This is a genomic window from Streptomyces sp. IBSBF 3136 (assembly GCF_036815105.1).
In the GTDB taxonomy this organism is placed as follows: domain Bacteria; phylum Actinomycetota; class Actinomycetes; order Streptomycetales; family Streptomycetaceae; genus Streptomyces.
Genome location: NZ_JAJSZC010000014.1, coordinates 26,481 through 51,229 on the forward strand (window position 1 = coordinate 26,481; position 24,749 = coordinate 51,229).

General features: G+C 72.7%; 30 protein-coding genes. 16 read left to right on the top strand and 14 right to left on the bottom strand.

The window, feature by feature from the left end:
* Positions 1 to 21: 21 nt before the first annotated feature.
* From V7E45_RS05125 to mshD, 5 genes are all read right to left on the bottom strand, one after another.
* Positions 22 to 771, bottom strand: coding sequence for a hypothetical protein (locus V7E45_RS05125; protein WP_333772862.1), 750 nt, complete (start codon positions 769 to 771; stop codon positions 22 to 24).
* A complete protein-coding gene (locus tag V7E45_RS05130) occupies positions 768 to 1,769 on the bottom strand; it encodes an ABC transporter permease (RefSeq protein ID WP_333772863.1) in 1,002 nt (333 codons plus the stop codon). The genes V7E45_RS05125 and V7E45_RS05130 overlap by 4 nt, the downstream gene beginning before the upstream one ends.
* The gene (locus V7E45_RS05135; protein ID WP_333772864.1) at positions 1,766 to 2,662 is read right to left on the bottom strand and encodes an ABC transporter ATP-binding protein; all 897 of its coding nucleotides are present in this window, start codon (positions 2,660 to 2,662) and stop codon (positions 1,766 to 1,768) included. Before V7E45_RS05135 ends, V7E45_RS05130 begins: the two co-directional genes overlap by 4 nt.
* Entirely contained in the window at positions 2,659 to 3,045 is a 387-nt protein-coding gene (locus tag V7E45_RS05140) for a GntR family transcriptional regulator (protein ID WP_333772865.1), read from the bottom strand. Before V7E45_RS05140 ends, V7E45_RS05135 begins: the two co-directional genes overlap by 4 nt.
* Before the next feature lie 169 nt (positions 3,046 to 3,214).
* A complete protein-coding gene (gene mshD, locus V7E45_RS05145; RefSeq protein ID WP_333772866.1) occupies positions 3,215 to 4,141 on the bottom strand; it encodes a mycothiol synthase in 927 nt (308 codons plus the stop codon).
* A 182-nt stretch (positions 4,142 to 4,323) separates the two neighbouring features.
* Here mshD and V7E45_RS05150 point away from each other — a divergent pair, with 182 nt between their 5' ends.
* Positions 4,324 to 6,117, top strand: coding sequence for a bifunctional metallophosphatase/5'-nucleotidase (locus V7E45_RS05150; protein WP_333772867.1), 1,794 nt, complete (start codon positions 4,324 to 4,326; stop codon positions 6,115 to 6,117).
* A 93-nt stretch (positions 6,118 to 6,210) separates the two neighbouring features.
* Here V7E45_RS05150 and V7E45_RS05155 read toward each other — a convergent pair whose 3' ends face one another.
* From V7E45_RS05155 to V7E45_RS05185, 7 genes are all read right to left on the bottom strand, one after another.
* Positions 6,211 to 6,924: a PH domain-containing protein gene (locus V7E45_RS05155; RefSeq protein ID WP_333772868.1), complete on the bottom strand. Its 714-nt coding sequence runs from the start codon at positions 6,922 to 6,924 to the stop codon at positions 6,211 to 6,213.
* A gap of 93 nt (positions 6,925 to 7,017) precedes the next feature.
* Positions 7,018 to 8,427, bottom strand: a complete 1,410-nt coding sequence (locus tag V7E45_RS05160) for a HAMP domain-containing sensor histidine kinase (RefSeq protein WP_333772902.1) — start codon at positions 8,425 to 8,427, stop codon at positions 7,018 to 7,020.
* Positions 8,428 to 8,477: 50 nt separating this feature from the next.
* Positions 8,478 to 9,212: a response regulator transcription factor gene (locus tag V7E45_RS05165; protein ID WP_333772869.1), complete on the bottom strand. Its 735-nt coding sequence runs from the start codon at positions 9,210 to 9,212 to the stop codon at positions 8,478 to 8,480.
* A gap of 89 nt (positions 9,213 to 9,301) precedes the next feature.
* Complete coding sequence (locus V7E45_RS05170; RefSeq protein WP_333772870.1) at positions 9,302 to 9,532, bottom strand: hypothetical protein; 231 nt, start codon at positions 9,530 to 9,532, stop codon at positions 9,302 to 9,304.
* 29 nt (positions 9,533 to 9,561) lie between these two features.
* Complete coding sequence (locus V7E45_RS05175) at positions 9,562 to 10,629, bottom strand: S1C family serine protease (protein WP_333772871.1); 1,068 nt, start codon at positions 10,627 to 10,629, stop codon at positions 9,562 to 9,564.
* 97 nt (positions 10,630 to 10,726) lie between these two features.
* On the bottom strand, positions 10,727 to 11,752 hold the full coding sequence (locus V7E45_RS05180) for a LacI family DNA-binding transcriptional regulator (protein ID WP_333772872.1): 1,026 nt from the start codon (positions 11,750 to 11,752) through the stop codon (positions 10,727 to 10,729).
* A gap of 85 nt (positions 11,753 to 11,837) precedes the next feature.
* Positions 11,838 to 12,617: a winged helix-turn-helix transcriptional regulator gene (locus V7E45_RS05185; protein WP_333772873.1), complete on the bottom strand. Its 780-nt coding sequence runs from the start codon at positions 12,615 to 12,617 to the stop codon at positions 11,838 to 11,840.
* Between the two features lie 173 nt (positions 12,618 to 12,790).
* Here V7E45_RS05185 and V7E45_RS05190 point away from each other — a divergent pair, with 173 nt between their 5' ends.
* The 8 genes from V7E45_RS05190 (at position 12,791) to V7E45_RS05220 (ending at position 18,250) form a co-directional block, all read left to right on the top strand.
* Entirely contained in the window at positions 12,791 to 13,669 is an 879-nt protein-coding gene (locus V7E45_RS05190; protein ID WP_333772874.1) for an alpha/beta hydrolase, read from the top strand.
* Positions 13,670 to 13,743: 74 nt separating this feature from the next.
* Positions 13,744 to 13,998, top strand: a complete 255-nt coding sequence (locus tag V7E45_RS05195; protein ID WP_020940881.1) for a MoaD/ThiS family protein — start codon at positions 13,744 to 13,746, stop codon at positions 13,996 to 13,998.
* Between the two features lie 4 nt (positions 13,999 to 14,002).
* Positions 14,003 to 15,265, top strand: coding sequence for a hypothetical protein (locus V7E45_RS05200; protein WP_333772875.1), 1,263 nt, complete (start codon positions 14,003 to 14,005; stop codon positions 15,263 to 15,265).
* 225 nt (positions 15,266 to 15,490) lie between these two features.
* The gene (locus V7E45_RS05205) at positions 15,491 to 16,228 is read left to right on the top strand and encodes an LmeA family phospholipid-binding protein (RefSeq protein WP_333772876.1); all 738 of its coding nucleotides are present in this window, start codon (positions 15,491 to 15,493) and stop codon (positions 16,226 to 16,228) included.
* 243 nt (positions 16,229 to 16,471) lie between these two features.
* Positions 16,472 to 16,552: an Ms5788A family Cys-rich leader peptide gene (locus V7E45_RS40540; RefSeq protein ID WP_350751515.1), complete on the top strand. Its 81-nt coding sequence runs from the start codon at positions 16,472 to 16,474 to the stop codon at positions 16,550 to 16,552.
* 138 nt (positions 16,553 to 16,690) lie between these two features.
* The gene (locus V7E45_RS05210) at positions 16,691 to 17,536 is read left to right on the top strand and encodes a sulfurtransferase (protein WP_333772877.1); all 846 of its coding nucleotides are present in this window, start codon (positions 16,691 to 16,693) and stop codon (positions 17,534 to 17,536) included.
* Positions 17,537 to 17,579: 43 nt separating this feature from the next.
* Entirely contained in the window at positions 17,580 to 17,867 is a 288-nt protein-coding gene (locus V7E45_RS05215) for a DUF1416 domain-containing protein (protein ID WP_020940877.1), read from the top strand.
* Positions 17,868 to 17,986: 119 nt separating this feature from the next.
* Entirely contained in the window at positions 17,987 to 18,250 is a 264-nt protein-coding gene (locus tag V7E45_RS05220; protein WP_333772878.1) for a DUF3099 domain-containing protein, read from the top strand.
* A gap of 25 nt (positions 18,251 to 18,275) precedes the next feature.
* Here V7E45_RS05220 and V7E45_RS05225 read toward each other — a convergent pair whose 3' ends face one another.
* Positions 18,276 to 18,638 (bottom strand): DsrE family protein, encoded by a 363-nt coding sequence (locus V7E45_RS05225; RefSeq protein WP_333772879.1) that lies wholly within the window; start codon positions 18,636 to 18,638, stop codon positions 18,276 to 18,278.
* A gap of 104 nt (positions 18,639 to 18,742) precedes the next feature.
* On the opposite strand from V7E45_RS05225, the gene V7E45_RS05230 reads away from it, so the two are divergent.
* The 6 genes from V7E45_RS05230 to ygfZ all read left to right on the top strand — a co-directional run bounded on the left by V7E45_RS05230 (position 18,743) and on the right by ygfZ (position 23,509).
* A complete protein-coding gene (locus V7E45_RS05230) occupies positions 18,743 to 19,546 on the top strand; it encodes a hypothetical protein (protein WP_333772880.1) in 804 nt (267 codons plus the stop codon).
* Complete coding sequence (locus tag V7E45_RS05235; RefSeq protein ID WP_333772881.1) at positions 19,543 to 20,412, top strand: hypothetical protein; 870 nt, start codon at positions 19,543 to 19,545, stop codon at positions 20,410 to 20,412. The genes V7E45_RS05230 and V7E45_RS05235 overlap by 4 nt, the downstream gene beginning before the upstream one ends.
* Positions 20,409 to 21,248, top strand: coding sequence for a hypothetical protein (locus V7E45_RS05240; RefSeq protein ID WP_333772882.1), 840 nt, complete (start codon positions 20,409 to 20,411; stop codon positions 21,246 to 21,248). The genes V7E45_RS05235 and V7E45_RS05240 overlap by 4 nt, the downstream gene beginning before the upstream one ends.
* A gap of 239 nt (positions 21,249 to 21,487) precedes the next feature.
* Positions 21,488 to 22,063 (top strand): FABP family protein, encoded by a 576-nt coding sequence (locus tag V7E45_RS05245; protein ID WP_333772883.1) that lies wholly within the window; start codon positions 21,488 to 21,490, stop codon positions 22,061 to 22,063.
* Between the two features lie 32 nt (positions 22,064 to 22,095).
* A complete protein-coding gene (locus V7E45_RS05250; protein WP_333772884.1) occupies positions 22,096 to 22,533 on the top strand; it encodes a Fur family transcriptional regulator in 438 nt (145 codons plus the stop codon).
* A 10-nt stretch (positions 22,534 to 22,543) separates the two neighbouring features.
* Positions 22,544 to 23,509, top strand: a complete 966-nt coding sequence (gene ygfZ / locus V7E45_RS05255) for a CAF17-like 4Fe-4S cluster assembly/insertion protein YgfZ (protein WP_333772885.1) — start codon at positions 22,544 to 22,546, stop codon at positions 23,507 to 23,509.
* A 46-nt stretch (positions 23,510 to 23,555) separates the two neighbouring features.
* Here ygfZ and dtd read toward each other — a convergent pair whose 3' ends face one another.
* Positions 23,556 to 23,981, bottom strand: a complete 426-nt coding sequence (dtd, locus tag V7E45_RS05260) for a D-aminoacyl-tRNA deacylase (protein WP_333772886.1) — start codon at positions 23,979 to 23,981, stop codon at positions 23,556 to 23,558.
* A gap of 159 nt (positions 23,982 to 24,140) precedes the next feature.
* On the opposite strand from dtd, the gene V7E45_RS05265 reads away from it, so the two are divergent.
* Entirely contained in the window at positions 24,141 to 24,734 is a 594-nt protein-coding gene (locus tag V7E45_RS05265; RefSeq protein WP_333772887.1) for an RsiG family protein, read from the top strand.
* The last annotated feature ends 15 nt before the right edge of the window (positions 24,735 to 24,749 follow it).

Below are 24,749 nucleotides of genomic sequence, written 5' to 3' on the forward strand. Positions count from 1 at the left end.
GGCGCGGCCCCGGTCCTACGGTCAGCCCGCCAGGCGGCGCAGCACCCGGCAGGCGGCCGCGGTGGCCAGCGCGGTCAGGGCGAGGACCATGCCGGTCGCCGCCAGGTGCAGGGGCCAGAAACCGGACAGCGGGCCGCGCAGGGGCTGCCACGCCTCGCGCAGGCCGAGCCGGAGCACGAGCGTCACCGCGAAGGCCGTGACCAGCGCGGGGAAGGTGCGGCGCAGGGCCAGTCCGGCGAGCACGCCGGTGACCAGGGCGCACAGCACGAGCGCGGGGAGCAGCGGGCCGCGCGGTACGAAGACGCGGTCCCAGGTCCAGTGGGTGACCAGGTCGTCCCCGTCGGCGGTCCACACCCGGCCGAAGGCCAGGGCGAGCACGCCGCTGCCGGCGAGCAGGGGCACGGCGGCCGTGGTGAGCTGGGCCGCGAGCCAGCGGGCCGGGGAGGCGGTCTGGGACCAGGCCAGCCGGGCGGTGCCGGACTCCAGCTCGCGGCCGATCAGCGCGGCCCCCGCCCAGGCGGCCACCGCGCAGGGCGCGTAGGTGAGGGCCTCGCCGAGGAGGTTCATGATGTTGTTGACGTCGGTGAAGGCGGTGTAGGTGCACACGGCGCCCGGACGGTGGAAGCAGATCCGGTCCCGGGGAGCGCCGGAGAAGTGCACCCACAGCAGTTCGCCGAGCACGAGGAGTACGAAGGCGGTCCACAGCAGCAGCGCGGACCGGTGCAGCCGCAGCGCGGTGCGGGGCAGGCCCTGGAAGGCGGTGCCGGTCATGCGGGGGTCTCCTCGGTCCGTGGCCCGGCCAGGCGCCGCAGCACCAGGAACGAGCCGAGTGCCAGCAGGCCCGCCACGGCCAGCAGCAGCGCGGTCGTGACCAGCTGGAGCGGCCAGTAGTGGGCGTAGGGGTGGTAGGTCTTGAACTGGCCGACGGCGTGCGCGTAGGCCGTCGCGCAGTCGGCGTCGGAGACGCAGTGGGGCAGCGGCAGATGCGCGCCGGTCCGGGTCACCAGGCCCTCCTCGACGACGATGCCGTTGCCCGGCGCCCCGCGGTCGAGGCCGCCGACCGTGGTGACGGCCGGCCACAGGTGGGGCATCAGCGCGGCGGCCAGGCCCCAGGCGCCCGCGGTGGCCAGGGCGCCGGTGACGAGCGCGGGCAGCGTGCGGCGCAGCAGCAGGCCCGCCAGGACTCCGGCCGCGAGCCCGGCGAGGGCCAGGCCGGCGACGGTGGGGCCGTTGGCGTAGAAGGTGCCGAAGTCGGCCCAGCTCTTGGCGGTGTCGATGCGGCCCCGGCCCGCGGTCCAGGCGAGGTGGTGCAGCCAGAACAGCAGGCTGCTCCCGGCGGTGACGGCGGCGGCCGGGACGGCCAGCCGGACCGCCAGCCAGCGGGCCGGTGAGGTGCTCTGGGCCCAGGCCAGCCGGGCGGTGCCCGACTCCAGTTCCCTGCCGGTCAGGGCGGCGCCCGCCCAGGCGGCCACCACGAGCGGCAGCGCGTCCAGGCCGGTGGTGGCGTAGTTGTACCAGTCCTTGTAGCGCAGGATCGCGTCCTGGTCGTACACGCACTTCATGGGGTGGTGGCAGGCGTTGTACTGCCGCCAGCCCTCCGCCGCCGCGTCGCCGAGCGGTCCGGCGAGCGACAGCAGCAGAGCGGAGACGAGGACCACCAGGCCGGTCCAGGCGAGGAGCGCCGGCCGGTGCAGGCGCAGCAGCCAGCGGATCAGCCGGGGCCGCGGCGCGTCGGCCCGGACGGCGGCCGGGGCGGTGGTGGCGCTCACGCGTCGTTCTCCGCACGTGCGGCCCCGGCGGGGGCGAGGGCGGGGGCCTGCGGGTTGCGCAGGTGGGCGAGGACGAGTTCCTCCAGGGAGGGGGCCGAGGCGCGCAGGTCGCCGGGGAGCGGTCCGGCGGGCCGGATGAGCGCGGAGAGCTGGCGGCCGGTGATCCGGGACTCGACCACGGTGTGCGGGTCGAGGGCGGTGGAGTCGGCGGGGCCGCTGACGCGCAGGTGGGCGGCGAGCAGGTCGTCGAGCTCGCCGGCCAGCCGGATCCGGCCGTCGCCCACCAGCAGCAGGTGGTCGCAGGAGTCCTGCAGCTCGGCGACGACGTGCGAGGACATCACGATGGTGGTTCCGTACTGGGCGGCCTCGGCCATCAGCGTGCCCATCAGCTCGTGCCGGGCGAGGGGGTCGAGGTCGGCCATCGGCTCGTCCAGGAGCAGCAGTTCGGGCCGCTTGCCGAGGGCCAGGGCGAGCGCGACGCGGGTGCGCTGTCCGCCGGACAGGGAGCGTATGCGTGCCTTGGGGTCGAGGTCGCCGGCGGCCACGATCCGCTCGGCGGTGGCCGCGTCCCAGCGCTCGGGGTTGAGGTCGGCGCCCATCCGGAGCGTCTCGGCGATGGTGAGCTGCGGGTACAGCGGCTTGTCCTGGGCGACGAAGCCCACCCGGGCGCGGGCGCCGGCCGGCGTGCGGCCGAGCACCGTCAGGCGGCCCTCGGTGGGCGGCAGCAGCCCGGCCGCGAGGGCGAGCAGGGTCGACTTGCCGGCGCCGTTCGGGCCGACGACGGCGCACACCCGCCCGGTGGGCAGGCGGAAGGCGCAGCCGCGCAGGGCCCAGCCTCCCCGCCGGCCGAAGCGCTTGCCGAGGCCGTCGGCCTCGAGAGCCGTGTCGCTCATGAACGTTCTCCCTGGAAGTGCTTGTCGAGTACGGCGGTGAACAGGGCCGCCACGTCGTCCCGGTCGAGCCCGGACTCCACGGCCCGCGCGGTCCACGCCTCCAGCTCCGCGCGCAGCGGCGAGTCGGCGGGGGCGGCGCCCAGCGCGCGCCGGACGAAGGTGCCGAGCCCGCGCCGCGCCTCGACCAGGCCCTCGCGTTCGAGTTCGCGGTAGGCCTTGAGGACGGTGTTCGGGTTGATGGCGGTGGCCTCGACGACCTCACGGGCCGTCGGCAGCTTGTCGCCGGGCCGCAGCAGGCCCAGGCGGAGGGCCTGCTTGGTCTGCTGGACGATCTGGACGTAGGTGGCGACCCCGCTGTGCCGGTCGATGCGGTATTCGACCACGCGTTGAACCACCCTTTCACTAATTGAGTAGTGAAAGGGTGGTGTAAGAGAGGGGCGGCCGTCAAGTCGGCCGCCCCTGAACGGGCGTCTGCCCGGCTGCGGACCCGGGCGCGGACGCTGCGTGGGGCCGGTGCGGGCCGGGTGCGGGCCCGGCGTGGGCCCGGCCGGGTCAGGTCTCGGTGCGGTACATGAGGTCGGTCTCGTGCGTCCGGAACCCCAGCCGCTCGTACACCGACACGGCGGCCGCGTTGTCCGCGTCGACGTACAGCATGGCCGTGGGCATCCCCTGCGCCGCCAGGTGGCGCAGGCCGACGGTGGTGAGGGCCTTGCCGAGCCCGCCGCCCTGCTCTCCCGGCCTGACCCCGAGCACGTACACCTCGCCGAGCCCCTCCTCGGCGTGCACCTTGGTCCAGTGGAAGCCGACCAGTTCCCCGCGCCGCTCGGCGAGGAAGAACCCGGCCGGGTCGAACCACGGCTCGGCCTTGCGGTCGTCCAGGTCGCGCTGGGTCAGCCCGCCCTGCTCGGGGTGGTGCGCGAAGGCGGCCGCGTTGACGGCGAGCCAGGCCGCGTCGTCCTTGCCCGGCACGAAGGGGCGTACGGTCACTCCCTCGGGAAGCCGCGGCTCGGGCAGCTCCAGGTCGGTCAACGAACGGCGCATCTGCCGCAGTTCGCGGAAGAGCGTCAGGCCGAGTACCTGGGCGAGGTGCCGGGCGGCGGAGTGCCCGCCGTGCGCCCACACCCGCAGCCGCTTGCCCGAGGCGGCGAGCAGGGCCGAGCCGAGCGCCCGTCCGTGGCCGTGCCCGCGGTGCGCGGGGTGGACGACCAGTTCGGCGGCCGGCGCCTCCACCGGGTCGGTGTCCTCCAACTGCGCGTAGCCGACGAGTTCGTCCCCGACGGTCAGCACCAGGTGGGAGACGCCCTCGCGGGATCCCCCGCGCAGTTGCAGCCGTCCCTGCTCGGACACCGGCTGCTGCCCGTCGACGTGGGCGGCCTCGGCGAGCAGTCCGAGCACGGCCTCGGCCTGGTCCGGGTCGAGTGCGGAACGGGTCTCGATGGAGCGGGAGGGGAAGGGCCGTACGGTGTCGTCGCTGCTCATGCGTACGAGGGTACGGGGCCGCCGGGGCGAAGTGCCGTCAGCGCAGCGGGTAAAGGAACCGGCAAAGGAACCGGCAAAGGCAAACCAGGATGCAACCGCTAACCCCCTGTCGCGCTACGCGCGTTGACCTTAGGCTTCGCGGCTGACGGCCCACTCGCCACAGCCGACCCACAGGGGGGTCCATGCCAGCCGCATCCCGGCGCACCAGACGCCGTACGTACGCGCTCCTCGGGACGACCGCCGCTCTCGCGACAGCCGCCGCCCTGACCGCCGCGCTGCCCGCGCAGGCACACACCGGTCACGGCGGCCACGCGCACCCGGGCCGCTACCAGGACGTCCAGCTGCTGTCCTTCAACGACCTGCACGGCAACCTCGAACCGCCGTCCGGTTCCTCCGGCCGGGTCACCGAAGCGCAGCCGGACGGCACGACGAGGACGATCGACGCGGGGGGCGTCGAGTACCTCGCCACGCACCTCCGGCAGGCCCGCCAGGGCCACCCGTACTCGGTCACCGCGGCCGGCGGCGACATGGTCGGCGCGTCGCCGCTGCTGTCCGGCCTCTTCCACGACGAGCCGACCATCGAGGCGCTCAACAAGCTCAAGCTGGACGTCACCTCGGTCGGCAACCACGAGTTCGACGAGGGCGCGAAGGAACTGGCGCGCCTGCAGAACGGCGGCTGCCACCCGAAGGACGGCTGCTACACGGACAGGAAGTTCAAGGGCGCCGACTTCCCCTACCTGGCGGCCAACGTCCTGGACGACAAGAGCGGCAAGCCGATCCTGAAGCCGTACTGGGTCTGGAAGAAGAAGGACGTCAGGATCGGCTTCATCGGGGTCACGCTCGAAGGCACCCCGGGCATCGTCTCCGCCGACGGCGTCAAGGGCCTGAAGTTCAAGGACGAGGTCGAGACGATCAACAAGTACGCCAAGGTGCTCCAGCGCCAGGGCGTCCGGTCGATCGTGGCCCTGATCCACGAGGGCGGCTTCCCGGCCTCCGGCTCCTACAACTACGACTGCGACGCGGGCGGGGCGGGCACCGGCATCTCCGGCCCGATCGTGGACATCGCCAAGAACGTCACCCCGGCCGTCGACGCCCTCGTCACCGGCCACACCCACAACGCCTACGTCTGCGACATCCCTGACCCGTCCGGCCGCCCCCGCATGGTCACCTCGGCGGCCTCCTTCGGCCGGCTCTACACCGACACCACGCTGACCTACGACCGCCGCACCGGCGACATCGCGCGCACGGCCGTGAAGTCGGCCAACCGCGTGGTCAGCCGTGACGTGCCCAAGGCGCAGGACATGACGGACCTGATCGCCCGGTGGAACACCCTGGCCGCCCCGATCGGCAACCGTGCCATCGGCTACATCTCCGCCGACATCGGCAACACCGGCACCGAGTCCCCGATGGGCGACCTGATCGCCGACGCCCAGCTCGCCTACGGCAAGGAGCTGGACCCGCGGACCAGCCTGGCGCTGATGAACCCGGGCGGTGTGCGGGCCGGGCTGACCTACGCGGCCAAGGGCGCCGAGGGCGACGGAGTGGTCACCTACGCCGAGGGCTTCACGGTCCAGCCCTTCGCCAACACCGTGAACCTCCAGGACTTCACCGGCGCCCAGCTGATCCAGGTGCTCAAGGAGCAGGTGAGCGGGGTGAACGCGGCCGCGCCGAAGATCCTCCAGCCGTCGGCGAACCTGACGTACACGCTGGACATGACGAGGTCCGGCGCGGACCGTGTCGTCACCGACTCGATCCGCCTGAACGGCGCTCCGGTGGACCCGGCGGCCACCTACCGCGTCGCCACCAACAGCTTCCTGGCGGGCGGCGGCGACGGCTTCCCGACCCTCGGCGCCGGCACCGGCGACCTGGTGGGCGCGGACGACCTGACCGCGCTGGAGAAGTACCTGACGGCGCACTCGACGGCGTCCTCGCCGCTCGCGCCGCCCGCCGCGAACCGGATCACCATCACGCAGTGACGCCGGTGTGCTGACTCCCGGGTGACTGCCCTCCGCGGCTCCGGAATGACCCCGAGAAACGTTTCTCGGGGTCGTTCGGCGTCTGTCGTCGGGCTACGGGGCCGCGGGGACCTGGGACTCCCAGCGCCAGTTCAGCAGGGCGGCGAGGGCGGCGAAGGTGCCCAGGGGTATCCACAGGAACACCAGCAGTGTCGGCGGGTGGTCCGTGGTGAACAGCAGCGCCACCCACAGCAGGAACCCGCCGCCGAAGGCGACGAGCCCGCCCGTGACAGCCCGTTCCCACGCCTTGCGGTGCCCGGACGCGCGCCGGATCAGCGCCTCGGTCTCCGGCCGCCGTTCGAACGCCATGCCCCGGTGCCGGGCGGCGGCCTCCCGCAGCGCGGCGACCTCGGCGGGCGGGTCGGTCAGCTGCCAGTCGTCCAGGTGCGGCAGCACGAACCGGCGTCCGCCGGTGTCGTACATGTACGTGAGGCAGGTGCGGGCCGGCGGCTTGGCCCTCGGCACCGGCTCGGTCCGGATGTCGTAGACGTCCCGCCAGGTCAGGCTGCGCTCGGTGACCGCCCGCCGCACGGTGATCCCGCGAACCCCGACCAGGGTGCGGCCGCGCCACGAGTACAGCACCGTGCGCGCGAGCACCAGGACCCAGAGCGCGAGGAACGGCGCCCAGGCCCAGCGCGGCATCAGGTGGCCGTGCGCCATCCGGTAGACGCTCTCCAGTCCCAGCAGCGCCGGCGCGAGGAACACCGCGCGCGGTGACCTCCTCCGGCTGTGGTACTCGCGCTCGATTCCGGCCCCCTGCACGTCCACCCCCCACCGCTCTCTCCCCGGGTCTCCCCGGACACCGGTGCGCAGGATCGTAGCCCGCCGGGCGCCCGCCGCCGAAGGGTGTCGCGCGGTCGGCTACGGGGTCTCCGGCGGGGCCGTGGGGGCGCCGGGCAGCCGTACCGTCGCCACGGTCCCGCCACCCTCCGCACGCGCCAGGGCGACCTCGCCGCCCGCCTGCTGGACCGTACGGGCGACGATGGACAGGCCGAGGCCCGAGCCGGGCAGGGCGCGCGCGCTCGGCGAGCGCCAGAACCGGTCGAAGACGTAAGGGAGTTCGTCCTCGGGGATACCGGGGCCGTGGTCCCGTACCGTCAGCACGCCCTCGCTCAGCCGCACCTCGACCGTGCCGCCCTCGGGGCTGAACTTCACCGCGTTGTCGAGGATGTTGACGACGGCCCGCTCCAGGGCGGAGGGCTCCGCCCGGGCGAACCAGGGCTCCAGGTCCGCGGTGATGGTCAGCTCCGGGCCGCGCAGCCGGGCCCGGCGCAGGGCCGATTCCACGGTGTCCTGGACGGAGACCACCTGGACGCGTTCGCCGCGCTGGCCCTCCGAGCGGGACAGCTCCTGGAGGTCGCCGATGAGCGAGGCCAGCTCCGTCATCTGCGCCTTCACCGAGGCGAGCAGCGCCTTGCGGTCCTCGGGCGGCAGCGGGCGGCCCGTCTCCTCGCTGCGGGTGAGCAGTTCGATGTTGGTGCGCAGCGACGTCAGCGGGGTGCGCAGTTCGTGTCCCGCGTCGGCGATCAGCTGCTGCTGGAGGTCGCGGGAGCCGGCCAGGGAGGAGGTCATCGAGTTGAAGGACCGGGAGAGCCGGGCCACCTCGTCCTCGCTGTCGTCCTCGACGGGGATGCGGACGCTGAGGTCCTCGGTCCGCGCGACGTGTTCGACGGCCTCGGTGAGCTTGTCGACCGGGCGCAGTCCCGCGCGGGCCACCGCGAGCCCGGCCGCCCCGGCGCCGATCACGCCGATGCCGGACACCAGGAGGAGGATCAGGGCGAGGTCGTTGAGCGTGTTCTGGGTGGTCTTCAACGGGATGGCGACCAGCAGGGCGGTGTCCGGATACGACTGCGGCGGGGTGACCGGGCCGGTGGTGACGGTGAGGGGCGCGGTCATGACGCGTACGGCGTTGCCGTCGGAGTCGGTGCCGTTGCGCAGCACGCCCTCGCCGCTCGGGTCGCTGATGACGGCGGTGTCCGCCGAGGTGGTGCGCACCCGGCCCGCGGAGCTGGAGGAGACGCAGGCGGTGCCGTCCGTCTTGACCAGCTCGACGTAGTAGTAGTTGCCGTGGGTGCGGAAGCCGCCGAGCCCGGACTCGCTCGGCTTCTGCGGGCACGAGTCGAGCGCGCCCGCCACGTCGTTGAGCCGCTGCGGCACCCAGGCCTTGCGCAGTTCGGCGTTGAGCTGGTCGTACAGCTTCTCCTGCACGATGAACCAGCAGGTCACCGAGACCGCGGCCACGGCGAACGCCACCGCGGCCGCCACCAGCATGGCGAGGCGGGTCCGGATCGGCAGTGCCCGGTAGCGGCGGGTCGGGCTCTTCACTCCGCGCCGCCCTGCCGCAGCACGTAACCCACGCCCCGGACCGTGTGCACGAGCCGTGGCTCGCCGCCGGCCTCCGTCTTGCGGCGCAGGTACATGACGTAGACGTCGAGGGAGTTGGAGGAGGGCTCGAAGTCGAAGCCCCAGACCGCCTTCAGGATCTGCTCGCGGGTCAGCACCTGGCGCGGGTGGGCCATGAACATCTCCAGGAGGGTGAACTCCGTGCGGGTCAGCTCGACCTGGCGGCCGGCCCGGGTGACCTCCCGGGTGGCGAGGTCCATGCGCAGGTCGCCGAAGGCCAGCGCCTCGTCCTCCTGGGCCTGGGGCGAGACGGCGGCCGCGTAGGAGCTGCGGCGGAGCAGGGCGCGGATGCGGGCGAACAGCTCGTCCAGCTCGAAGGGCTTGACCAGGTAGTCGTCGGCGCCGGCGTCCAGTCCCGTCACCCGGTCGCCGACCGTGTCGCGGGCGGTGAGCATCAGGATCGGGGTGGTGTCGCCGGTGCCCCGGATGCGGCGGGCGGCGGTCAGGCCGTCCATCCGCGGCATCTGGATGTCCAGGACGACCAGGTCGGGCCGGTAGGCGGCGGCCTTGTCCAGCGCGTCCGCGCCGTCGACGGCGACCTGCGTGTCGTATCCCTCGAAGGCGAGGCTGCGCTGGAGCGCCTCGCGTACGGCGGGCTCGTCGTCGACGATCAGGATGCGCTGGGTCTCACGGTCGCCTTCGGCGGGGCTCATCGCTCGCGGTTCCTCGGGGTGCGGTGGGACGGGGGGCGGGGCGTCTCTCAGCGTCGCATGTTTCCCGGCCGGCGGGCACGAGCGACGGCTCAGACCCCGAGTGCCGCCAGACCGCCGACCGCGGTGAGGCGGCACAGCGGGACCTTGCGGCGGTGCGGGCGGTCGGCGGAGGTGCGCAGGCCCATCAGCTCGGGGACCGCCACCTCACCGGCGCGCGGGGCCGGGGCCGGGGCGTGCAGTTCGTGGGCGACCGCGAGGGCCAGGACGAGGGCGGCCGGACCGGTGCCGGTGCTGGCGTCGTGCGAGACCTGCTGGATCATGACGTACTCCCTATCGCCGGCGCGGGGGCTCAGCCGGTGGAGCCGGCCCGCAGCTTGGCCAGGTCGGACTTGACGGTGTTGACCGGGATCGCGAAGCCGAGTCCGATGCTGCCCGCGTCGGAGGACGACGAGGACTGCGAACTCGACGAGTACATGGCCGAGTTGATGCCGATGACATGGCCGCTCGCGTCGATCAGCGCACCGCCGGAGTTGCCGGGGTTGAGCGAGGCGTCCGTCTGGATCGCCTTGTAGGTCGTGGTGGACGAGCCGGTGTCGCCGTTGAACTGGCGGCCGCCGAACTGGAAGGGCCACTGCCCGTCGCCGCCGTCCTGGCCCTGTCCCTGGTTCTCGTCGGTGGAGACGGTCACGTCCCGGTCGAGCGCGGAGACGATGCCGCTGGTGACGGTGCCGGTCAGGCCCTCGGGGGAGCCGATGGCCACGACCGTGTCGCCGACCTGGACCCCGGAGGAGTCGCCGAGCGAGGCGGTCTTCAGACCGGAGGCGCCCTTGAGCCTGACCAGCGCGAGGTCCTTGGAGCTGTCGGTGCCGACGACCTCGGCCGGGTAGGTCCTGCCCTCGCTGGTGCGCACCTTGATCGAGGAGGCGCCGGAGACGACGTGGTTGTTGGTGACGATCTCGCCGCCGGACGTGATGATCACGCCCGAGCCGGTGGACGAGCCGTTGTTGAGGGTCGCCTGGACCTCGACCACGCTCGGGCTGACCGCGGCGGCGATCGCGGCGACGTCGCCCCGCTTGCTGGTCGGCACCACGGCGGTGGTCGTGCCGCCGGAGGCGACGGTGTCCTTGCCGGTGAGCTCCTGGAAGGCGTAGGCGGTGCCGCCGCCGACGGCGGCCGCGACGATCGCCACCGCCGCGAGCAGCGCCACCGGGCCGCGGCCGTGCTTGCGGTGCGGGGCGGGGCCCGGCTGCGGGGTGCCGGCCGGGGCCGTCGGCGGCTCGTAGGAGGGCGGCGGCGGCCACTCGGGGTGCACGGGAGCGGAGTGGCTGGGCTGCTGAGCGTACGGGTCCTGCGGGCGGCCGTGGCCGGTGGGACTGCCGTACTCGTACCCGTCGCTGCGGCGCATGCTCTCGGTCATGACTTGAGCATGTCCCGCCACCATGAGAGCTGCCTGAGTGCTCCCTGAGAAGCCCGGCAGAACCTCGTTCGTCCATCGTGAGGACCGGGGGAGAGGGTCAGACCCCGCAGCCGCAGCTGGTGCGGACCACGAGCCGGGAGGGGAAGGTCTTCAGGCGCTCGCGCCGGGAGCCCGCGACCCGCAGCCCGTCGTCCAGGACGAGGTCGACCGCCGCCCGGGCCATGGCCGAGCGGTCCGAGGCGATCGTGGTCAGCGGCGGGTCGGCGAGCGCCGCCTCCTTGATGTCGTCGAACCCCGCCACCGCGAGTTCCCCGGGGACGTCGATGCGCAGCTCGCGCGCGGCCCGCAGCACGCCGATCGCCTGGTCGTCGGTGGAGCAGAAGACCGCGGGCGGCCGGTCCGGGCCCGCGAGCAGGTCCAGGGCCACGCGGTAGGCGTCGTAGCGGTTGTACGGCGCCTCGAACAGCCGGCCCTCGGTGGGGATGCCCGCCTCGGCCATGGCCCGCTTCCAGCCCTCGACGTGGTCGGAGACCGGGTCGCCGACGGCCGGCGTGTCGGCCGTGCCGCCCATGCAGGCCACGTACTCGTAGCCGTGCTCCAGCAGGTGGCGCACGGCGAGCTGGGCGCCGCCCAGGTCGTCCGTGACCACGGCCACGTCGTCGATGGCCTCCGGGCGCTCGTGCATCAGCACCACCCGGGCGTCCCAGGCGTCGATCTCCGCCGCGGCGAGGTCGTTCAGGGCGTGGCTGACCAGGATGAGGCCGGAGACCCGCATGCCGAGGAAGGCACGCAGGTAGTGGACCTCGCGTTCGCCGATGTAATCGGTGTTGCCGACGAGCACCATCTTCCCGCGCTCGGAGGCTGCCTGCTCGACCGCGTGCGCCATCTCCCCGAAGAAGGGCTGGCGGGCGTCGGGAATGATCAGCCCTATGAGGTCGGTGCGCCGGGACGCCATCGCCTGGGCGACCCGGTCCGGCCGGTACCCCAGTTCCTTGATCGCGGCGAGGACACGCTCGCGCGTGGCCGGGGCGACCGGCCGGGGTCCGTTGTTGATGACGTAACTGACGACGGCGGTGGAGGTCCCAGCCAGCCGTGCCACATCATCCCGAGTCACCTTGGCCACGCGCGGAGTCTACGCGGATGGACCCGCGCTGGGCAGGGCAAATCGAAGCTGACTGTGCGGTAGCAATGCCTTGCCCGTGAGACCGCTACGCGTCCGCGTGGAGCTCCACTCCGTCCAGCACGGCGGATGTGTCCGCATCATCCGTCTTTGCCTGTTCCGTCTTGGCCTTGGACTCCTCGCCGGACCGGTCGCCCTTCTCAGGCGTAACGAATCGATAACCGACGTTCCGGACGGTTCCGATCAGCGACTCGTGCTCGGGGCCGAGCTTGGCGCGCAGCCGCCGTACGTGCACGTCCACGGTCCGGGTGCCGCCGAAGTAGTCGTAGCCCCACACCTCCTGCAGCAGCTGGGCGCGGGTGAAGACCCGGCCCGGGTGCTGGGCGAGGTACTTGAGCAGCTCGAACTCCTTGAAGGTCAGGTCCAGGACCCGGCCCTTGAGCTTGGCGGAGTACGTCGCCTCGTCCACGGAGAGGTCGCCGTTGCGGATCTCCATCGGGGAGTCGTCGTTGACGAGCTGCTGGCGGCCCGTGGCCAGCCGCAGCCGGGCCTCGACCTCGGCCGGCCCCGCGGTGTCCAGCAGCACGTCGTCGATGCCCCAGTCGGCGGTGACGGCGGCCAGGCCGCCCTCGGTGACGACGAGCAGGAGCGGGCAGCCGGGGCCGGTGGAACGCAGCAGCTGGCACAGGCTGCGCACCTGCGGCAGGTCGCGGCGGCCGTCGATCAGGATGACGTCGGCGCCGGGGGTGTCGACGAGGGCGGGTCCCTCCGCCGGTGCGACCCGCACGTTGTGCAGGAGCAGGCCCAGGGCGGGGAGCACCTCGGTCGACGGCTGGAGGGCGTTGGTCAGGAGCAGCAGAGAACTCATACGTCTGGTTCCTCCTCGGTCCCTGCGGTACGTGACTGCTCTGCGATCCCGAAGGCCCCGTACAGGCGCGGTCGCCCGCGTCGGGTCGCCCGCGTCGTATACAACGCTTCCGAAAGCACAAAAGGACCCGGGGGCTGCGCTGCCCGAGTCCTCTGCCCAGCAGAATAGCCCACATGAGCACCCGTCCGGCAGGTCGAGAGACGCGTTCCACCGTTCGTCCGAATGACGAGACCGGCGGACGGGTCCCTATCAGGACGTTCCTGCGCACAACCGACGGCGTTCCGGTCGATTCCGTATACGACCCGGGGTCGGTCGTATACGAAGCATCACCGGACGGCTCCCCGGCGCCGTCCGACGCCCCGGTGGACGACACCGTCTTCGTGGTCGCCCACGGCTTCACCGGGGACGTGAACCGGCCGCACGTGCGAAGGGTGGCGGACGTGTTCGCCCGGTACGGCGCCGTCGTCACCTTCTCCTTCCGGGGGCACGGAGCCTCGGGCGGCCGGTCCACGGTCGGCGACAAGGAGGTGCTGGACCTGGCCGCCGCGGTGGAGTGGGCGCGCGGGTTCGGGCACACGCGCGTGGTGACCGTCGGCTTCTCCATGGGCGGCTCGGTCGTGCTGCGGCACGCGGCCCTGTACCCGGGCACGGTCGACGCGGTGGTCTCGGTCAGCGCCCCCGCCCGCTGGTACTACCGGGGTACGGCCCCCATGCGCCGTCTGCACTGGCTGGTGACCCGCCCCGGGGGGCGCCTGGTGAGCCGCTACGGCCTGCGCACCCGCATCCACCACCGGGAGTGGGACCCGGTGCCGCTCTCCCCGGTGCAGGCGGTCCCGATGATCGCGCCGGTCCCGTTGCTGGTCGTGCACGGCGACCGGGACGGCTACTTCCCGCTCGACCATCCCCGGATGCTGGCCGAGGCCGCCGGTGAGCACGGCGAGCTGTGGGTGGAGCACGGTATGGGGCACGCCGAGAACGCGGCGGACGAGGCGCTGCTCGCCCGGATCGGCGACTGGGCCGCCCGGTCGCAGCGGGGCGGCCGGGCGGCATGACCGGCCCACGGGCCCGGTGGCTTAGCCTGACAGCGTCCGTCCCCCTGTCCGTCCGCCGTCGAGTGAGGAACCAGATGCCCAAGGTCACGGTCCGCTACTGGGCCGCTGCCAAGGCCGCGGCCCAGGTCGCCGAGGAGCCGTACGACGCGGCCACCCTCGCCGACGCGCTCGCCGCCGTGCGCGAGCGACACCCCGGTGAACTCACGCGCGTCCTGCGGCGATGCTCCTTCCTCGTCGACGGTGACCCCGTGGGGACCCGCGCGCATGAGACGGTACGGCTGGCCGAGGGCGGCACGGTCGAGGTGCTCCCGCCGTTCGCAGGAGGATGAGGGGATGAGCGACCAGCCGTATCAGGGCGGGCCGTACGAGGGGTACGACGGGCACCAGGGCCACCAGCCGTACGACCCCTACCGGGACCACCAGGCTCAGCAGCACCAGCAGCACCAGCGCGGGTCCGAGGCTCAGCCCCACCGGCAGCAGGCCGCGCAGCCGTGGCCCGGTGAGGCACAGGCGGGGTACGACCAGTACGGGTACGACCAGTACGGGCAGCCGCAGCCGTACGCCGAGCCGTACCCGCAGGCCGGCTACGACCCGCAGCAGACCCAGCAGTGGCAGGGCCGGACCTGGGAGACGCAGGCGCAGGCGCAGGTACGGGCCGCCGAGACGGCGTACCTGCCGCCGCAGGAGCCGTACACCCCGCCCGCGGCGGCCCCCGAGCCCCAGCCGCACCACGCGCCGGAGGCCGGCCCAGAAGCCCAGCCGCACCACGCGCCCGAGGCCGGACCCGAGGCCGAGGCCGGACCCGGGTACGGGCCCGCCACCCTCGCCGGGAACTCCCGGATCACCGACGCCCAGCGGGCCCGCCTGGAGGGCCGCTCCCCGATCATCGACCCCGGCATGCAGCCCGCGCTGCTCACCGCCGGGCTCGGCCTGCTGCTCGCCGTGACGGCACCCCTCGGCTCGTACGCACTCGTCGTGCCGCTGGTGCTGCTCCAGGCCGTGACCGCCGCGGGCTGGTTCCGGCTGAACGGCATGTGGCCCGCCCGCCAGGGCATCGCGCTGGCCTTCCTCGGCGCGCTCACCGCCGACGTGGCGGTGCTGGCCGCGGGCCGCGGGCACGCGCCGGTCGCGATCCTCGGCCCGCTCGGCATCTGGGTCCTGCTGTCGCTGGTCCTCCAGCTGCGTTCGCACGCCTCGCCCGACGAGCGCATGTACGGCCTCATGGCGACCGTCGCCTCCTCGTCCCTCGCGGTCCTCGCGACGGGCTACCTGGCGGCCGCCCCGCACGCGGTGTCGGTCGGCGCGGCCGCGGTCGCCGTGGCGGTCCTGGCCCGTGCCCTCCCGCTGCCCACCCCGGCCTCGCTGGTGGTCTCGGTGGTCGCCGCCGCCGGGGCGGGCATCGCGGTGGGCGGCATGACCGGCTTCGGCACCAAGGGCGCCGCCCTGGGCGCGGCGGCGGCGATCTGTGCGCTGGTCGGCCACCGGGTGGCCGCCTACGACTACCCCTCCCGCTTCGTCCACTTCACGGCGGGCGTGGCGCTGCCGCTGTCGGCGGCGGCGCCGGTGGTGTGGGTCCTGGGGCGCGCCCTGGGCTAAGGGCCTGTTGCCAAAGTGGCCTCGTCGCCCGGAGGGCGGCCAGCCGGGCGTCGCACGGCAGAGGACCACTTTCGCAACCGGCCCTGGGGCCGGCCTTCCCGGGCCGGCCCGCTCCCGGCCTGCCGCGGCCGCCCTGTCACAAGTGATCCACAAAACCTCCCGGCCGGTCCCCGCAGGGTTACCGTGGCGTAGCCGTACACCACCGTCGACCCGGGGGAACACCTCATGCGCGCCCTGCGAATACTCCTGATCCTCGTCGTGATCCTGGGCGGCCTCTTCGTGATCGCGGACCGTGTGGCCGTGCACTTCGCCGAGAACGAGGCCGCGGACAAGCTGCGGAACACGGAGAACCTCGCGTCCACCCCGGACGTCGACATCAAGGGCTTCCCCTTCCTCACCCAGGTCGCGAGCGGCTCCCTGGACGACGTCCAGGTCGGCATCAAGGACTACGAGGCCGCCACCGGAACCGGCGGCAAGACCATCCGGATCGACGACCTCACCGCCGACATGAAGGGCGTCGACTTCTCCGGCGACTACAGTTCCGCGACCGCCTCCACCGCCACCGGCACCGCGACGATCGCCTACGACGAACTGCTGAAGACCGCCAAGTCCCAGCCGACCCAGGTGGCGCCGGGCGTCACGGCCCAGGTCGTCGGCCTCTCCGACGGCGGCAACGGCAAGATCAAGGTCGCCGTCGACGCCACCGTGCTCGGCACCAAGCTGCCCAAGCCGGTCTACGTCCTCAGCTCGGTCACCGTGGAGAACGACAAGGTCAAGGTGCAGGCCGACGCCCTGCCCAAGCTGGGGGGCGCCCCCATCGCCGAGGGTCGCGTCCGTCAGATCACCGACTTCCAGCAGGCCATCGACCAGCTCCCCGGCGGCATCAAGCTGGACAAGGTGCAGGCCGCCCCGGACGGCGTGGAGATCAGCGTGAAGGGTTCGGACGTCAAGCTCGCGGGGTAGTCGGGCGGGGCAGCCACGGGGCCGGCGCGGACCGGCCGGAGGACGGAAACGACCGCCGTGAACGGCGGCCGTCCGACAGGCGAGACGCTCGCGTCCGCACCGCAGAAGCCCTGGCCGAGACAGGCGCCCGGTGGCCGTCGAACGACGCCCCGGGCGCTTTCGTATCCCAATATCCGGACGATCCCATCTCACGATGCGACATGCCGGTGACACGCCCGCCCGGACGTCCCTACGATCGGGGCCATGAAGCGACAGGCGGACCTCACGAAGCGGCGGGCAGTAGACCTCTGCCGCGTTGCCGCCATGCTCTGTCGCCCCTTCTGACTCCTCGCGGACGCCGACGCGCCTCCGCGTCTCTCCCAGCCGCCCTGCACCAAGGGCACCCGTGCGACCGCTCGTCTTCCGAGCGCGCACCCTCGCTATCTGCACGCCCCGCCGTAACTGCCCCGGAGGAGAAAGAACATGAGCCGCAGCGACGTCCTCGTCGACGCCGACTGGGTCCAGGAGCACCTGGACGACCCGAGCGTCGCCATCGTCGAGGTGGACGAGGACACGTCCGCCTACGAGAAGAACCACATCAAGAACGCGATCCGCATCGACTGGACCAAGGACCTCCAGGACCCGGTCCGCCGTGACTTCGTCGACCAGGACGGCTTCGAGAAGCTCCTGTCGAAGAAGGGCATCGCCAACGACACGCTGGTGGTCCTCTACGGCGGCAACAACAACTGGTTCGCGTCCTACGCCTACTGGTACTTCAAGCTGTACGGCCACGACAACGTCAAGCTCCTCGACGGCGGCCGCAAGAAGTGGGAGCTGGACGCCCGCGAGCTGGTCGACGGCAGCGAGGTCCCCGAGCGCGCCACGACCGACTACAAGGCCAAGGCGCAGGACACCTCGATCCGTGCCTTCCGCGACGAGGTCGTCGCCGCGATCGGCGCGCAGAACCTCGTCGACGTCCGCTCGCCCGACGAGTTCTCCGGCAAGCTGCTCGCCCCGGCCCACCTGCCGCAGGAGCAGTCGCAGCGCCCGGGCCACGTGCCCACGGCCCGCAACATCCCGTGGTCGAAGAACGCCAACGACGACGGCACCTTCAAGTCGGACGAGGAGCTCAAGGCCCTCTACGCCGCTGAGGACGTGGACCTCGCCAAGGACACGATCGCCTACTGCCGCATCGGTGAGCGCTCGGCCCTGACCTGGTTCGTCCTGCACGAGCTGCTCGGCGTGGAGAACGTCAAGAACTACGACGGCTCCTGGACCGAGTACGGCTCCCTCGTCGGCGTGCCGATCGAGCTCGGCGCCGGCAAGTAACCCACCCGACCGACCTTCCGGTCAGACCCCTCAGGAGAGACATATGTGCGGAGCGAAGGCCGGCGGCCCGGACGCCTCGACGATCAAGCCCGGTGAGACGACCATCCAGGGCCAGGTGACCCGCGACGGCGAGCCGGTGACGGGCTACGTCCGGCTGCTCGACTCGACGGGCGAGTTCACCGCGGAGGTCCCCACCTCCGCCACGGGACAGTTCCGCTTCTACGCGGCCGAGGGCACCTGGACGCTGCGCGCCCTCGTCCCCGGCGCCACCGCCGACCGCACGGTCGTCGCCCAGCAGGGTGGCCTCGCGGAGGTCGCGATCGCGGTCTGAGCAGGCTCAGCGCGTCCGAAGGGCCGTACCCACCGGGTTGGACACCTCGTGGTACGGCCCTTCGGCCTGTCCCCGTCCGTGGTGAGGCCCTTCCGCCCGGGCCGACCTACCCTGGACTCATGTACGCCCGGCGGCGGCACCTCTACTTCGCCATGATGGGGATCTGCATCGGCCTCTTCGTCCTGGCCTGGGCGGTCGTGCGCATCTGGTCGGTGCCGGCGGCCGTCGGCATGTGCGTGGCCGCCATGCTCATCCCGCCCGTGGCCGCGATGGTGGCCAACCGGCGCGGCCCCGAGGACCGCTGGTGGGACGACCCCTCGGGCGACCCGGAGTCCGACGAGTGGTGGGACGAGCTGGACGGCAAGAAAGGCCCCCGCTCGTAGCGGCCGCCGGCCCGGCGGCCGCGGCTCAGTAGACCAGCGCCTGCGTCTCGTCGCCCAGGGCCTCCTGCACGAACACCTGTGCGCCCGCGATCCGCACGCCGTCCAGGACGTCCTTCTCCGTGATCTCCCGCCGGGCCGCGCACTGCGTGCACAGCGTGACGCGGCCGGCCGCGAGGATCGAGTCGAGCAGGTCCGGCAGCGGCGCCGCGTGCGGCAGCTCGAACTCGGCGGCCCGCCCCGGCAGCGCGAACCACGAGGACTCCCCGGTCAGCCACAGGGAGACCTCGACCCCGCTGGCGACGGCCACCGCCGCCACCGTGAACGCCTGCGAGCAGCGCTCGGGGGCGTCGGCCCCCGCCGTCACCTTGATCACGAGCTTCTTCGCCATGCTCGAATCGTAATCAACGCCGTCACAACTCGGGCCCCCGGCCATGAGTCACCTGTGGGACGTGGATGCGGAATCCACGCCTCACGTTCTGTTGGGGGGACGTCTTGGAAGAAGAGTCCGAAGAAAGACCCGGTGCGGCGGAGGTGCCCGAGGCGCCCGTCGCGCCCGTAGCGCCGGCCGCGCCCGCAGCGCCCGTCACGTCCTGGGGCCGCCCGCGTGGCCGTACGGTCCGGCTGGTCGGTGCCGGTGCCCTGTTGGGCCTGGTCGCCGGCACCTGCGCCGGGTACCTGGTCCAGGCCGACCGGGAGCCCACGAAACCGCCCCCGCTCTCGCAGCCGGTGATCAAGCAGGCCAAGGGCACGGCCGAGCCGCTCTCCGCCGCGCAGGACCGCGAGGTGAAGACCGACGGCGACCTGCGCAAGCTCCTGCTCGACAGGCCGCGCGGCACCCGTGAGGCGACCTGGCTGCCCGGCGACGGCTGGCTGCAACTGGGCGCCTATGCCGGCTACTTCAAGAACCCCGGGGAGAAGTTCAGCTCGCTCGCGACGGACCGGTTCCGCCGCGCGGCCGTCACCGGCTGGAAGTCGGGCGCCGTCTCCACCGTCGACATCCGGCTGGTCCAGTACCGGCAGGAGGACTCCATGGCGGCGGCCGACGCCACCCACAACCTGGAGAACGACGCGGAGTCCGACCCCGCTGCCCGCAGCTCGAGCGTCTCCGGGACCGGGGACGGCATGGCGTACGTCCACCGGCGGCCGGTCGCCGACTTCGGGGCGAAGTCGCTGTACGGGGCGGAGGCGTACGCCTGGCGCGGTGACATAGCGATGGAGATATGGATCTACAGCAGCCGGCCGATCGCCGAGAAGACGATCAGGGACCTGGCCGAGCGGCAGATGGAGCGGCTGTGAACGAAACCCCGACCGAGCCGGCCGTGCCGGCCGAGGCGATCGAGCCGACGGAGCCGGCCGTGCCGGCCGAGGCGATCGAGCCGGCCGTGCCCGCCGTGCCGACCGAGCCGGTCCGTCGCCGGAATCGCGTCGCCGCCGTCGCCGGCTCCGTGCTGCTCGCCGGGGCCCTCGTCGCCGGCGTGGGATACACGGTCGTGACCGTGCAGGGTGCCGACCGCGACGCGGGGGCGCCCTACTGGAAGTTCCCCCGTGCGGCGGCCGACAAGGACGAGGCGGCGCCGCGGCACGGGCTCGCCGGGATGCTGGTGCCGTACGGGACGGGCACCTGGGTCCGCGGCCCCGACATCAAGGAGTTCGGCTCGGACGCGCAGCTCGACGGCGCCCAGGCCACCGCGCTGCGCAAGGCGTCGGTCAGCGGTCTGCCCCGCTCCCTGCGCAAGCGGCTTGAACAGCAGATCGACCGGCAGCACATCACAGGCATGGCGATGCGCAGTTACTTCAGCGACAAGACCGAGGCCTACCTGTGGAACGAGGAGGTCTTCTCGGTGGAGATCACACTGTCCCGGATGGGGGACGCGGGCGCGGCCCGCAGGATCAGCACGTCGACGAGCGGACTGCTCCAGGACCTCGGCGCCCTACGCGCGGGACCGAAGGTGAAGGGGTACGAGGACGCCAAGTGCTTCCGCTCGCCCAAGGCCACCGACGAGGACGTCAACGACGTCAGCGAGGTGTTCTGCTCGGCGTACGCGGGCGACGTCCTGGTCACCGCCACCGCGTCCGGCCCCGGGTCGTTCGACGGCGCCGGAGTCGCCCGGCTCCTGCGCACCCAGCTCGACCGGATCGCCGAGCCGGGAGCGGCCGTATGAGCGAGCAGCCGACGACAGAGCCGACCGTGCCGCGGCCCACGGCGCCGCCGAGGCCCGCCCCCGCCCCCGCCGTGGAGCGCCGCCTCCTGCGGGCCGTGCTGCGCTGGACCGCCGCCGTCGTGGCGTTCGCGGCGGTCGGCGCGGGAACGGCGTACGGGATCACCCGCGTGGAGCGGACGGACGTACCCGGACTCGCCACCGCCCCGGACGGCCGCTGGGACTACCCGGAGCTGACCAGGCCCCCGCTGCCCTCCGGCAGCCCCGGCCCCTTCGCCGACTCCAACGCGGCCGGCGCCCACTACGCCGACCTGCGCGCCCTGGTGCTGCCCGCGCCGAAGGGCGCGAAGGCGGACCCGGCGCTGCGGGGCCGGGACGGCTGGCTGGCCACCGGCGAGTACCTGGCCGAGTACGCGCTCAAGGAGGACCGGGACAAGCTGCGGCAGAAGCTCGTCGACACCGGTCTGCGGCACATCGCGGCCCGCGGCTGGACCATGCCGGACGGCACCCGGACCCGGGTCTACCTGCTCCAGTTCGGCACGGCGAACGTCGTGGAGAACGAGTTCGCGAGCGACAACGTCGCGTACAGCAGCCCCGGCTACCAGGTGCGCGGCGCCGGCGCCTCCGTCTTCGACGAGCACTTCCCCGACGCCGCCACGGTCTCCCGGACCGAGCGCACCGCCTACGTCGAGACGAAGCCGTACGGCGCCGAACAGGTCCGCCAGGCCTACGTCGCCGCCGGGGACGTCTTCGCGGTGATCGTGCAGTCCCGCCGGGGCACCGCGCCCGCGATCCCCTTCCAGCAGACGGTCACCCTGCAGAGCCAGCTGCTCGGCTGACCGGCGGCGGACCTCCGAGGGCCTACCTCGGAAGGAGCCCGGGGCCCGGGCCGCGTAAGCTGGGCCCCGGCTCTGTCGTACGCCCACCCTCGCTCAAGGAGCACCCGTGGAGATCTTCTTCGAAACCCTGCTGGTCCTGGTCTGCGTCGGCGTTCTCGCCTTCGCCGGACTGACCGTGAAGAAGCTGTACCAGGGCCAGCGCTGAGCATCCCCGAAGAACCGACCAGGAACTTTTCCTCATGATCGAGATCCCGTCCGACCTGCACAAGGACCTCGTCCCGCTGGCCTTCCTGCTCGGCGACTGGGCCGGTGCGGGCGTCCATGACTTCCCCGGCTCCGAGAAGTGCAACTTCGGGCAGGAAGTCACCTTCACCCACGACGGCCGGGACTTCCTCGAGTACCGCTCCCACACCTGGGTCCTGGACAACGAGGGCAACAAGGTCCGGCCCCTGGAGTCGGAGTCCGGCTTCTGGCGGATCGACGCCGACCGCAAGGTCGAGGTGACGATGACCCGCGACGACGGCGTCATCGAGATCTGGTACGGCGAGATGGCCGCCAAGAAGCCGCAGATCGACCTGGTCACGGACGCGGTGGCGCGCACGGCGGCGTCGCAGCCCTACACCGGCGGCAAGCGGCTGTACGGCTACGTCAAGAGCGACCTGATGTGGGTCGGCGAGAAGCAGACCCCCGAGGTCGAGCTGCGCCCCTACATGTCGGCCCACCTGAAGAAGGTCGTCACCCCCGAGGACGTCGAGCGCTGGGCGAAGGCCCTGCCCGACGACCTGCCGGACGACGGCATCGCGTTCTTCAAGTAGGCCCCGCGCCGGGTGGCCCTAGACTTTCCGGTGTGGTGAGCACCGACTGGAAGAGCGACCTCAGGCAGCGCGGCTACCGGCTGACGCCGCAGCGGCAACTCGTGCTCGAAGCAGTGGACACCCTGGAGCACGCGACCCCCGACGCCATCCTCGGCGAGGTGCGCAAGACCGCGTCGGGGGTCAACATCTCCACCGTCTACCGCACGCTGGAGCTGCTGGAGGAGCTGGGCCTGGTCAGCCACGCCCACCTCGGCCACGGGGCCCCCACCTACCACCTCGCCGACCGCCACCACCATCTGCACCTGGTCTGCCGTGACTGCGAGAACGTCATCGAGGCGGACGTGGAGGTGGCCGCCGACTTCACGGCCAAGCTGCGCGAGCGGTTCGGTTTCGACACCGACATGAAGCACTTCGCGATCTTCGGCCGCTGCGAGGACTGCTCTCTGAAGAGTTCAACTACCACGTCGTAGGCTTGCCCGTATGAAGAGCCCCCTGCTGACCCTGCCCGGCGCCGTCCCCGCCGAGGGCGTGGACGAAGGCGTCGCCGCCCACTACGGCGACCTGTTCCGCGAGCAGCGCGCCCTCGCCGAGGGCGACGGTTTCGTCGACCTCTCGCACCGCGGCGTGGTCACCGTCTCCGGCGAGGACCGCCTCGGCTGGCTGCACCTGCTGCTCACCCAGCACGTCAGCGACCTGCCCGCGGGCCAGGCCACCGAGGCGCTGATCCTGTCCGCGCACGGCCACATCGAGCACGCCCTGTACCTGGTCGACGACGGCGCGACGACCTGGGCGCACGTCGAGCCGGGCACCGAGGAGGCGCTGATCGCCTACCTGGAGTCGATGAAGTTCTTCTACCGGGTCGAGGTCGCCGACCGCACCGCCGACATCGCGGTCGTCCACCTGCCGGCCGGCTCGATCACCGAGGTCCCCGAGGGCGCGGTCGTACGCGAGACGGCGTACGGCCGTGATCTCTTCCTGCCCCGCGCCGACCTGGAGTCCTTCGCCGCCGGTGCGGGGCCCGCCGCCGGCCTGCTCGCCCACGAGGCGCTGCGGGTCGAGCAGCACCGCCCCCGGCTCGGCTTCGAGACCGACCACCGCACGATCCCGCACGAGGTGGGCTGGATCGGCACCGCGGTCCACCTCCAGAAGGGCTGCTACCGCGGCCAGGAGACGGTGGCCCGGGTGCAGAACCTGGGCAAGCCGCCCCGCCGCCTGGTCTTCCTGCACCTGGACGGCAGCGATGTCCACCTGCCGGTCCACGGCACCGAGATCCGCCTCGCGGACGAGGGCCCCGACGGGCGCAAGATCGGCTTCGTCACCACGTCGGCGCGCCACCACGAGCTGGGCCCGGTGGCTCTCGCCCTGGTCAAGCGCAACGTGCCGACCGACGCCCATCTGATGGCCGGGGACACGGCCGCCGCCCAGGAGACCGTCGTCGAGCCGTAGGGCCGCCCGCCCTCGCAGGCCCTGGGCGCCTCCCAGGGCTCCAGGGCTACATCTCCAGCAGCACGGTGAACGGGCCGTCGTTCGTCAGGGACACCCGCATCGCCGCCCCGAAGCGGCCCGTCGCCACCGTCGCGCCCAGCGCGCGCAGCTGCGCGACCACCTCGTCGACCAGTGGCTCGGCGACCTCGCCGGGCGCGGCCGCGTTCCAGGTGGGGCGGCGGCCCTTGCGGGCGTCCCCGTAGAGGGTGAACTGGCTGATGACCAGCAACGGCGCGTCGACGTCGCTGCACGACCGCTCGTCGTGCAGCATCCGGATCGACCAGAGTTTGCGGGCCAGTTGGGCCGCCTTCTCCTTGGTGTCCTCGTGGGTCACCCCCACCAGGACGCACAGGCCCTCGCCCTCGATCGCGCCCACCGTCTCGCCGTCGACGACGACACTGGCGCCGTCCACCCTCTGCACCACCGCACGCATGCGGACCATCATGCCCGGTGGCCCGGCGCGGGCCGGCGGCGGCTCATTATGGAGCCTTAAACCCCGCATGTGGGCCGTTCGGGGGCACTCGGTCACATAGTGGCCACTTGGGGTGGCACGATGCTGTCACACGCCGGTCGAGGGGACGGTCACACGCACATGAGCACACGGGGTACCAGCGAGCGGCTGGACACGCACCGGCCGCCCGCGCAGCGCGACGACGAACCGTCCGGCCCTTCGCTGCCCGCGGACCCGCCGGAGCCCGACCTGTCCGGGCTGAGCCTGCCCGAGCTGCGCACGCTGCGCCGTGACGCCCAGCGCGACGAGGCGGACCTCAGCTATGTACGGCGGCTGCTGCAGGGCCGCATCGACATCCTGCGCGCGGAACTCGCCCGGCGCGGCCGGGCCGCGGTGCCCGCGCCCGCGGACGCCTCCGTGGTGGAGCGGCTCCCGGAGATCCTCACCGACGCCCCGGCCCGCCAGCGCTCCTCGGCCCGCCACGTCACGCTCGGCCCCCCGCACAACGAGGAGTACCGGCGGCTGGCCGCGGACATGCTCGGCGAGGTCGAACTGTCGGACCTCCAGGCCCGGACCGACCTGGAACTCACCACCGCCATGGGCCGGCTGATCCGCTACGAGCAGGAGGTCTCCCGGCGCCGCCAGCGTCTGCAGCGCATCACCGACGACTGCAGCGGGGAGATCGCCCGCCGCTACCGGGTCGGCGAGGCGCAGGTCGACGACCTGCTGACCTGACGCGACGACCTGCTG

Bases quoted from the DNA above. Each gene is read 5' to 3' on its own strand.
- V7E45_RS05125 (WP_333772862.1), bottom strand. From the start codon at position 771: ATGACCGGCACCGCCTTCCAGGGCCTGCCCCGCACCGCGCTGCGGCTG.
- V7E45_RS05135 (WP_333772864.1), bottom strand. From the start codon at position 2,662: ATGAGCGACACGGCTCTCGAGGCCGACGGCCTCGGCAAGCGCTTCGGC.
- mshD (WP_333772866.1), bottom strand. From the start codon at position 4,141: ATGAGCAGCGACGACACCGTACGGCCCTTCCCCTCCCGCTCCATCGAG.
- V7E45_RS05150 (WP_333772867.1), top strand. From the start codon at position 4,324: ATGCCAGCCGCATCCCGGCGCACCAGACGCCGTACGTACGCGCTCCTC.
- V7E45_RS05160 (WP_333772902.1), bottom strand. From the start codon at position 8,427: ATGCTGGTGGCGGCCGCGGTGGCGTTCGCCGTGGCCGCGGTCTCGGTG.
- V7E45_RS05165 (WP_333772869.1), bottom strand. From the start codon at position 9,212: ATGAGCCCCGCCGAAGGCGACCGTGAGACCCAGCGCATCCTGATCGTC.
- V7E45_RS05170 (WP_333772870.1), bottom strand. From the start codon at position 9,532: ATGATCCAGCAGGTCTCGCACGACGCCAGCACCGGCACCGGTCCGGCC.
- V7E45_RS05175 (WP_333772871.1), bottom strand. From the start codon at position 10,629: ATGACCGAGAGCATGCGCCGCAGCGACGGGTACGAGTACGGCAGTCCC.
- V7E45_RS05185 (WP_333772873.1), bottom strand. From the start codon at position 12,617: ATGAGTTCTCTGCTGCTCCTGACCAACGCCCTCCAGCCGTCGACCGAG.
- V7E45_RS05190 (WP_333772874.1), top strand. From the start codon at position 12,791: ATGAGCACCCGTCCGGCAGGTCGAGAGACGCGTTCCACCGTTCGTCCG.
- V7E45_RS05195 (WP_020940881.1), top strand. From the start codon at position 13,744: ATGCCCAAGGTCACGGTCCGCTACTGGGCCGCTGCCAAGGCCGCGGCC.
- V7E45_RS05200 (WP_333772875.1), top strand. From the start codon at position 14,003: ATGAGCGACCAGCCGTATCAGGGCGGGCCGTACGAGGGGTACGACGGG.
- V7E45_RS05205 (WP_333772876.1), top strand. From the start codon at position 15,491: ATGCGCGCCCTGCGAATACTCCTGATCCTCGTCGTGATCCTGGGCGGC.
- V7E45_RS40540 (WP_350751515.1), top strand. From the start codon at position 16,472: ATGAAGCGACAGGCGGACCTCACGAAGCGGCGGGCAGTAGACCTCTGC.
- V7E45_RS05210 (WP_333772877.1), top strand. From the start codon at position 16,691: ATGAGCCGCAGCGACGTCCTCGTCGACGCCGACTGGGTCCAGGAGCAC.
- V7E45_RS05215 (WP_020940877.1), top strand. From the start codon at position 17,580: ATGTGCGGAGCGAAGGCCGGCGGCCCGGACGCCTCGACGATCAAGCCC.
- V7E45_RS05220 (WP_333772878.1), top strand. From the start codon at position 17,987: ATGTACGCCCGGCGGCGGCACCTCTACTTCGCCATGATGGGGATCTGC.
- V7E45_RS05225 (WP_333772879.1), bottom strand. From the start codon at position 18,638: ATGGCGAAGAAGCTCGTGATCAAGGTGACGGCGGGGGCCGACGCCCCC.
- V7E45_RS05240 (WP_333772882.1), top strand. From the start codon at position 20,409: ATGAGCGAGCAGCCGACGACAGAGCCGACCGTGCCGCGGCCCACGGCG.
- V7E45_RS05245 (WP_333772883.1), top strand. From the start codon at position 21,488: ATGATCGAGATCCCGTCCGACCTGCACAAGGACCTCGTCCCGCTGGCC.
- ygfZ (WP_333772885.1), top strand. From the start codon at position 22,544: ATGAAGAGCCCCCTGCTGACCCTGCCCGGCGCCGTCCCCGCCGAGGGC.
- dtd (WP_333772886.1), bottom strand. From the start codon at position 23,981: ATGCGTGCGGTGGTGCAGAGGGTGGACGGCGCCAGTGTCGTCGTCGAC.
- V7E45_RS05265 (WP_333772887.1), top strand. From the start codon at position 24,141: ATGAGCACACGGGGTACCAGCGAGCGGCTGGACACGCACCGGCCGCCC.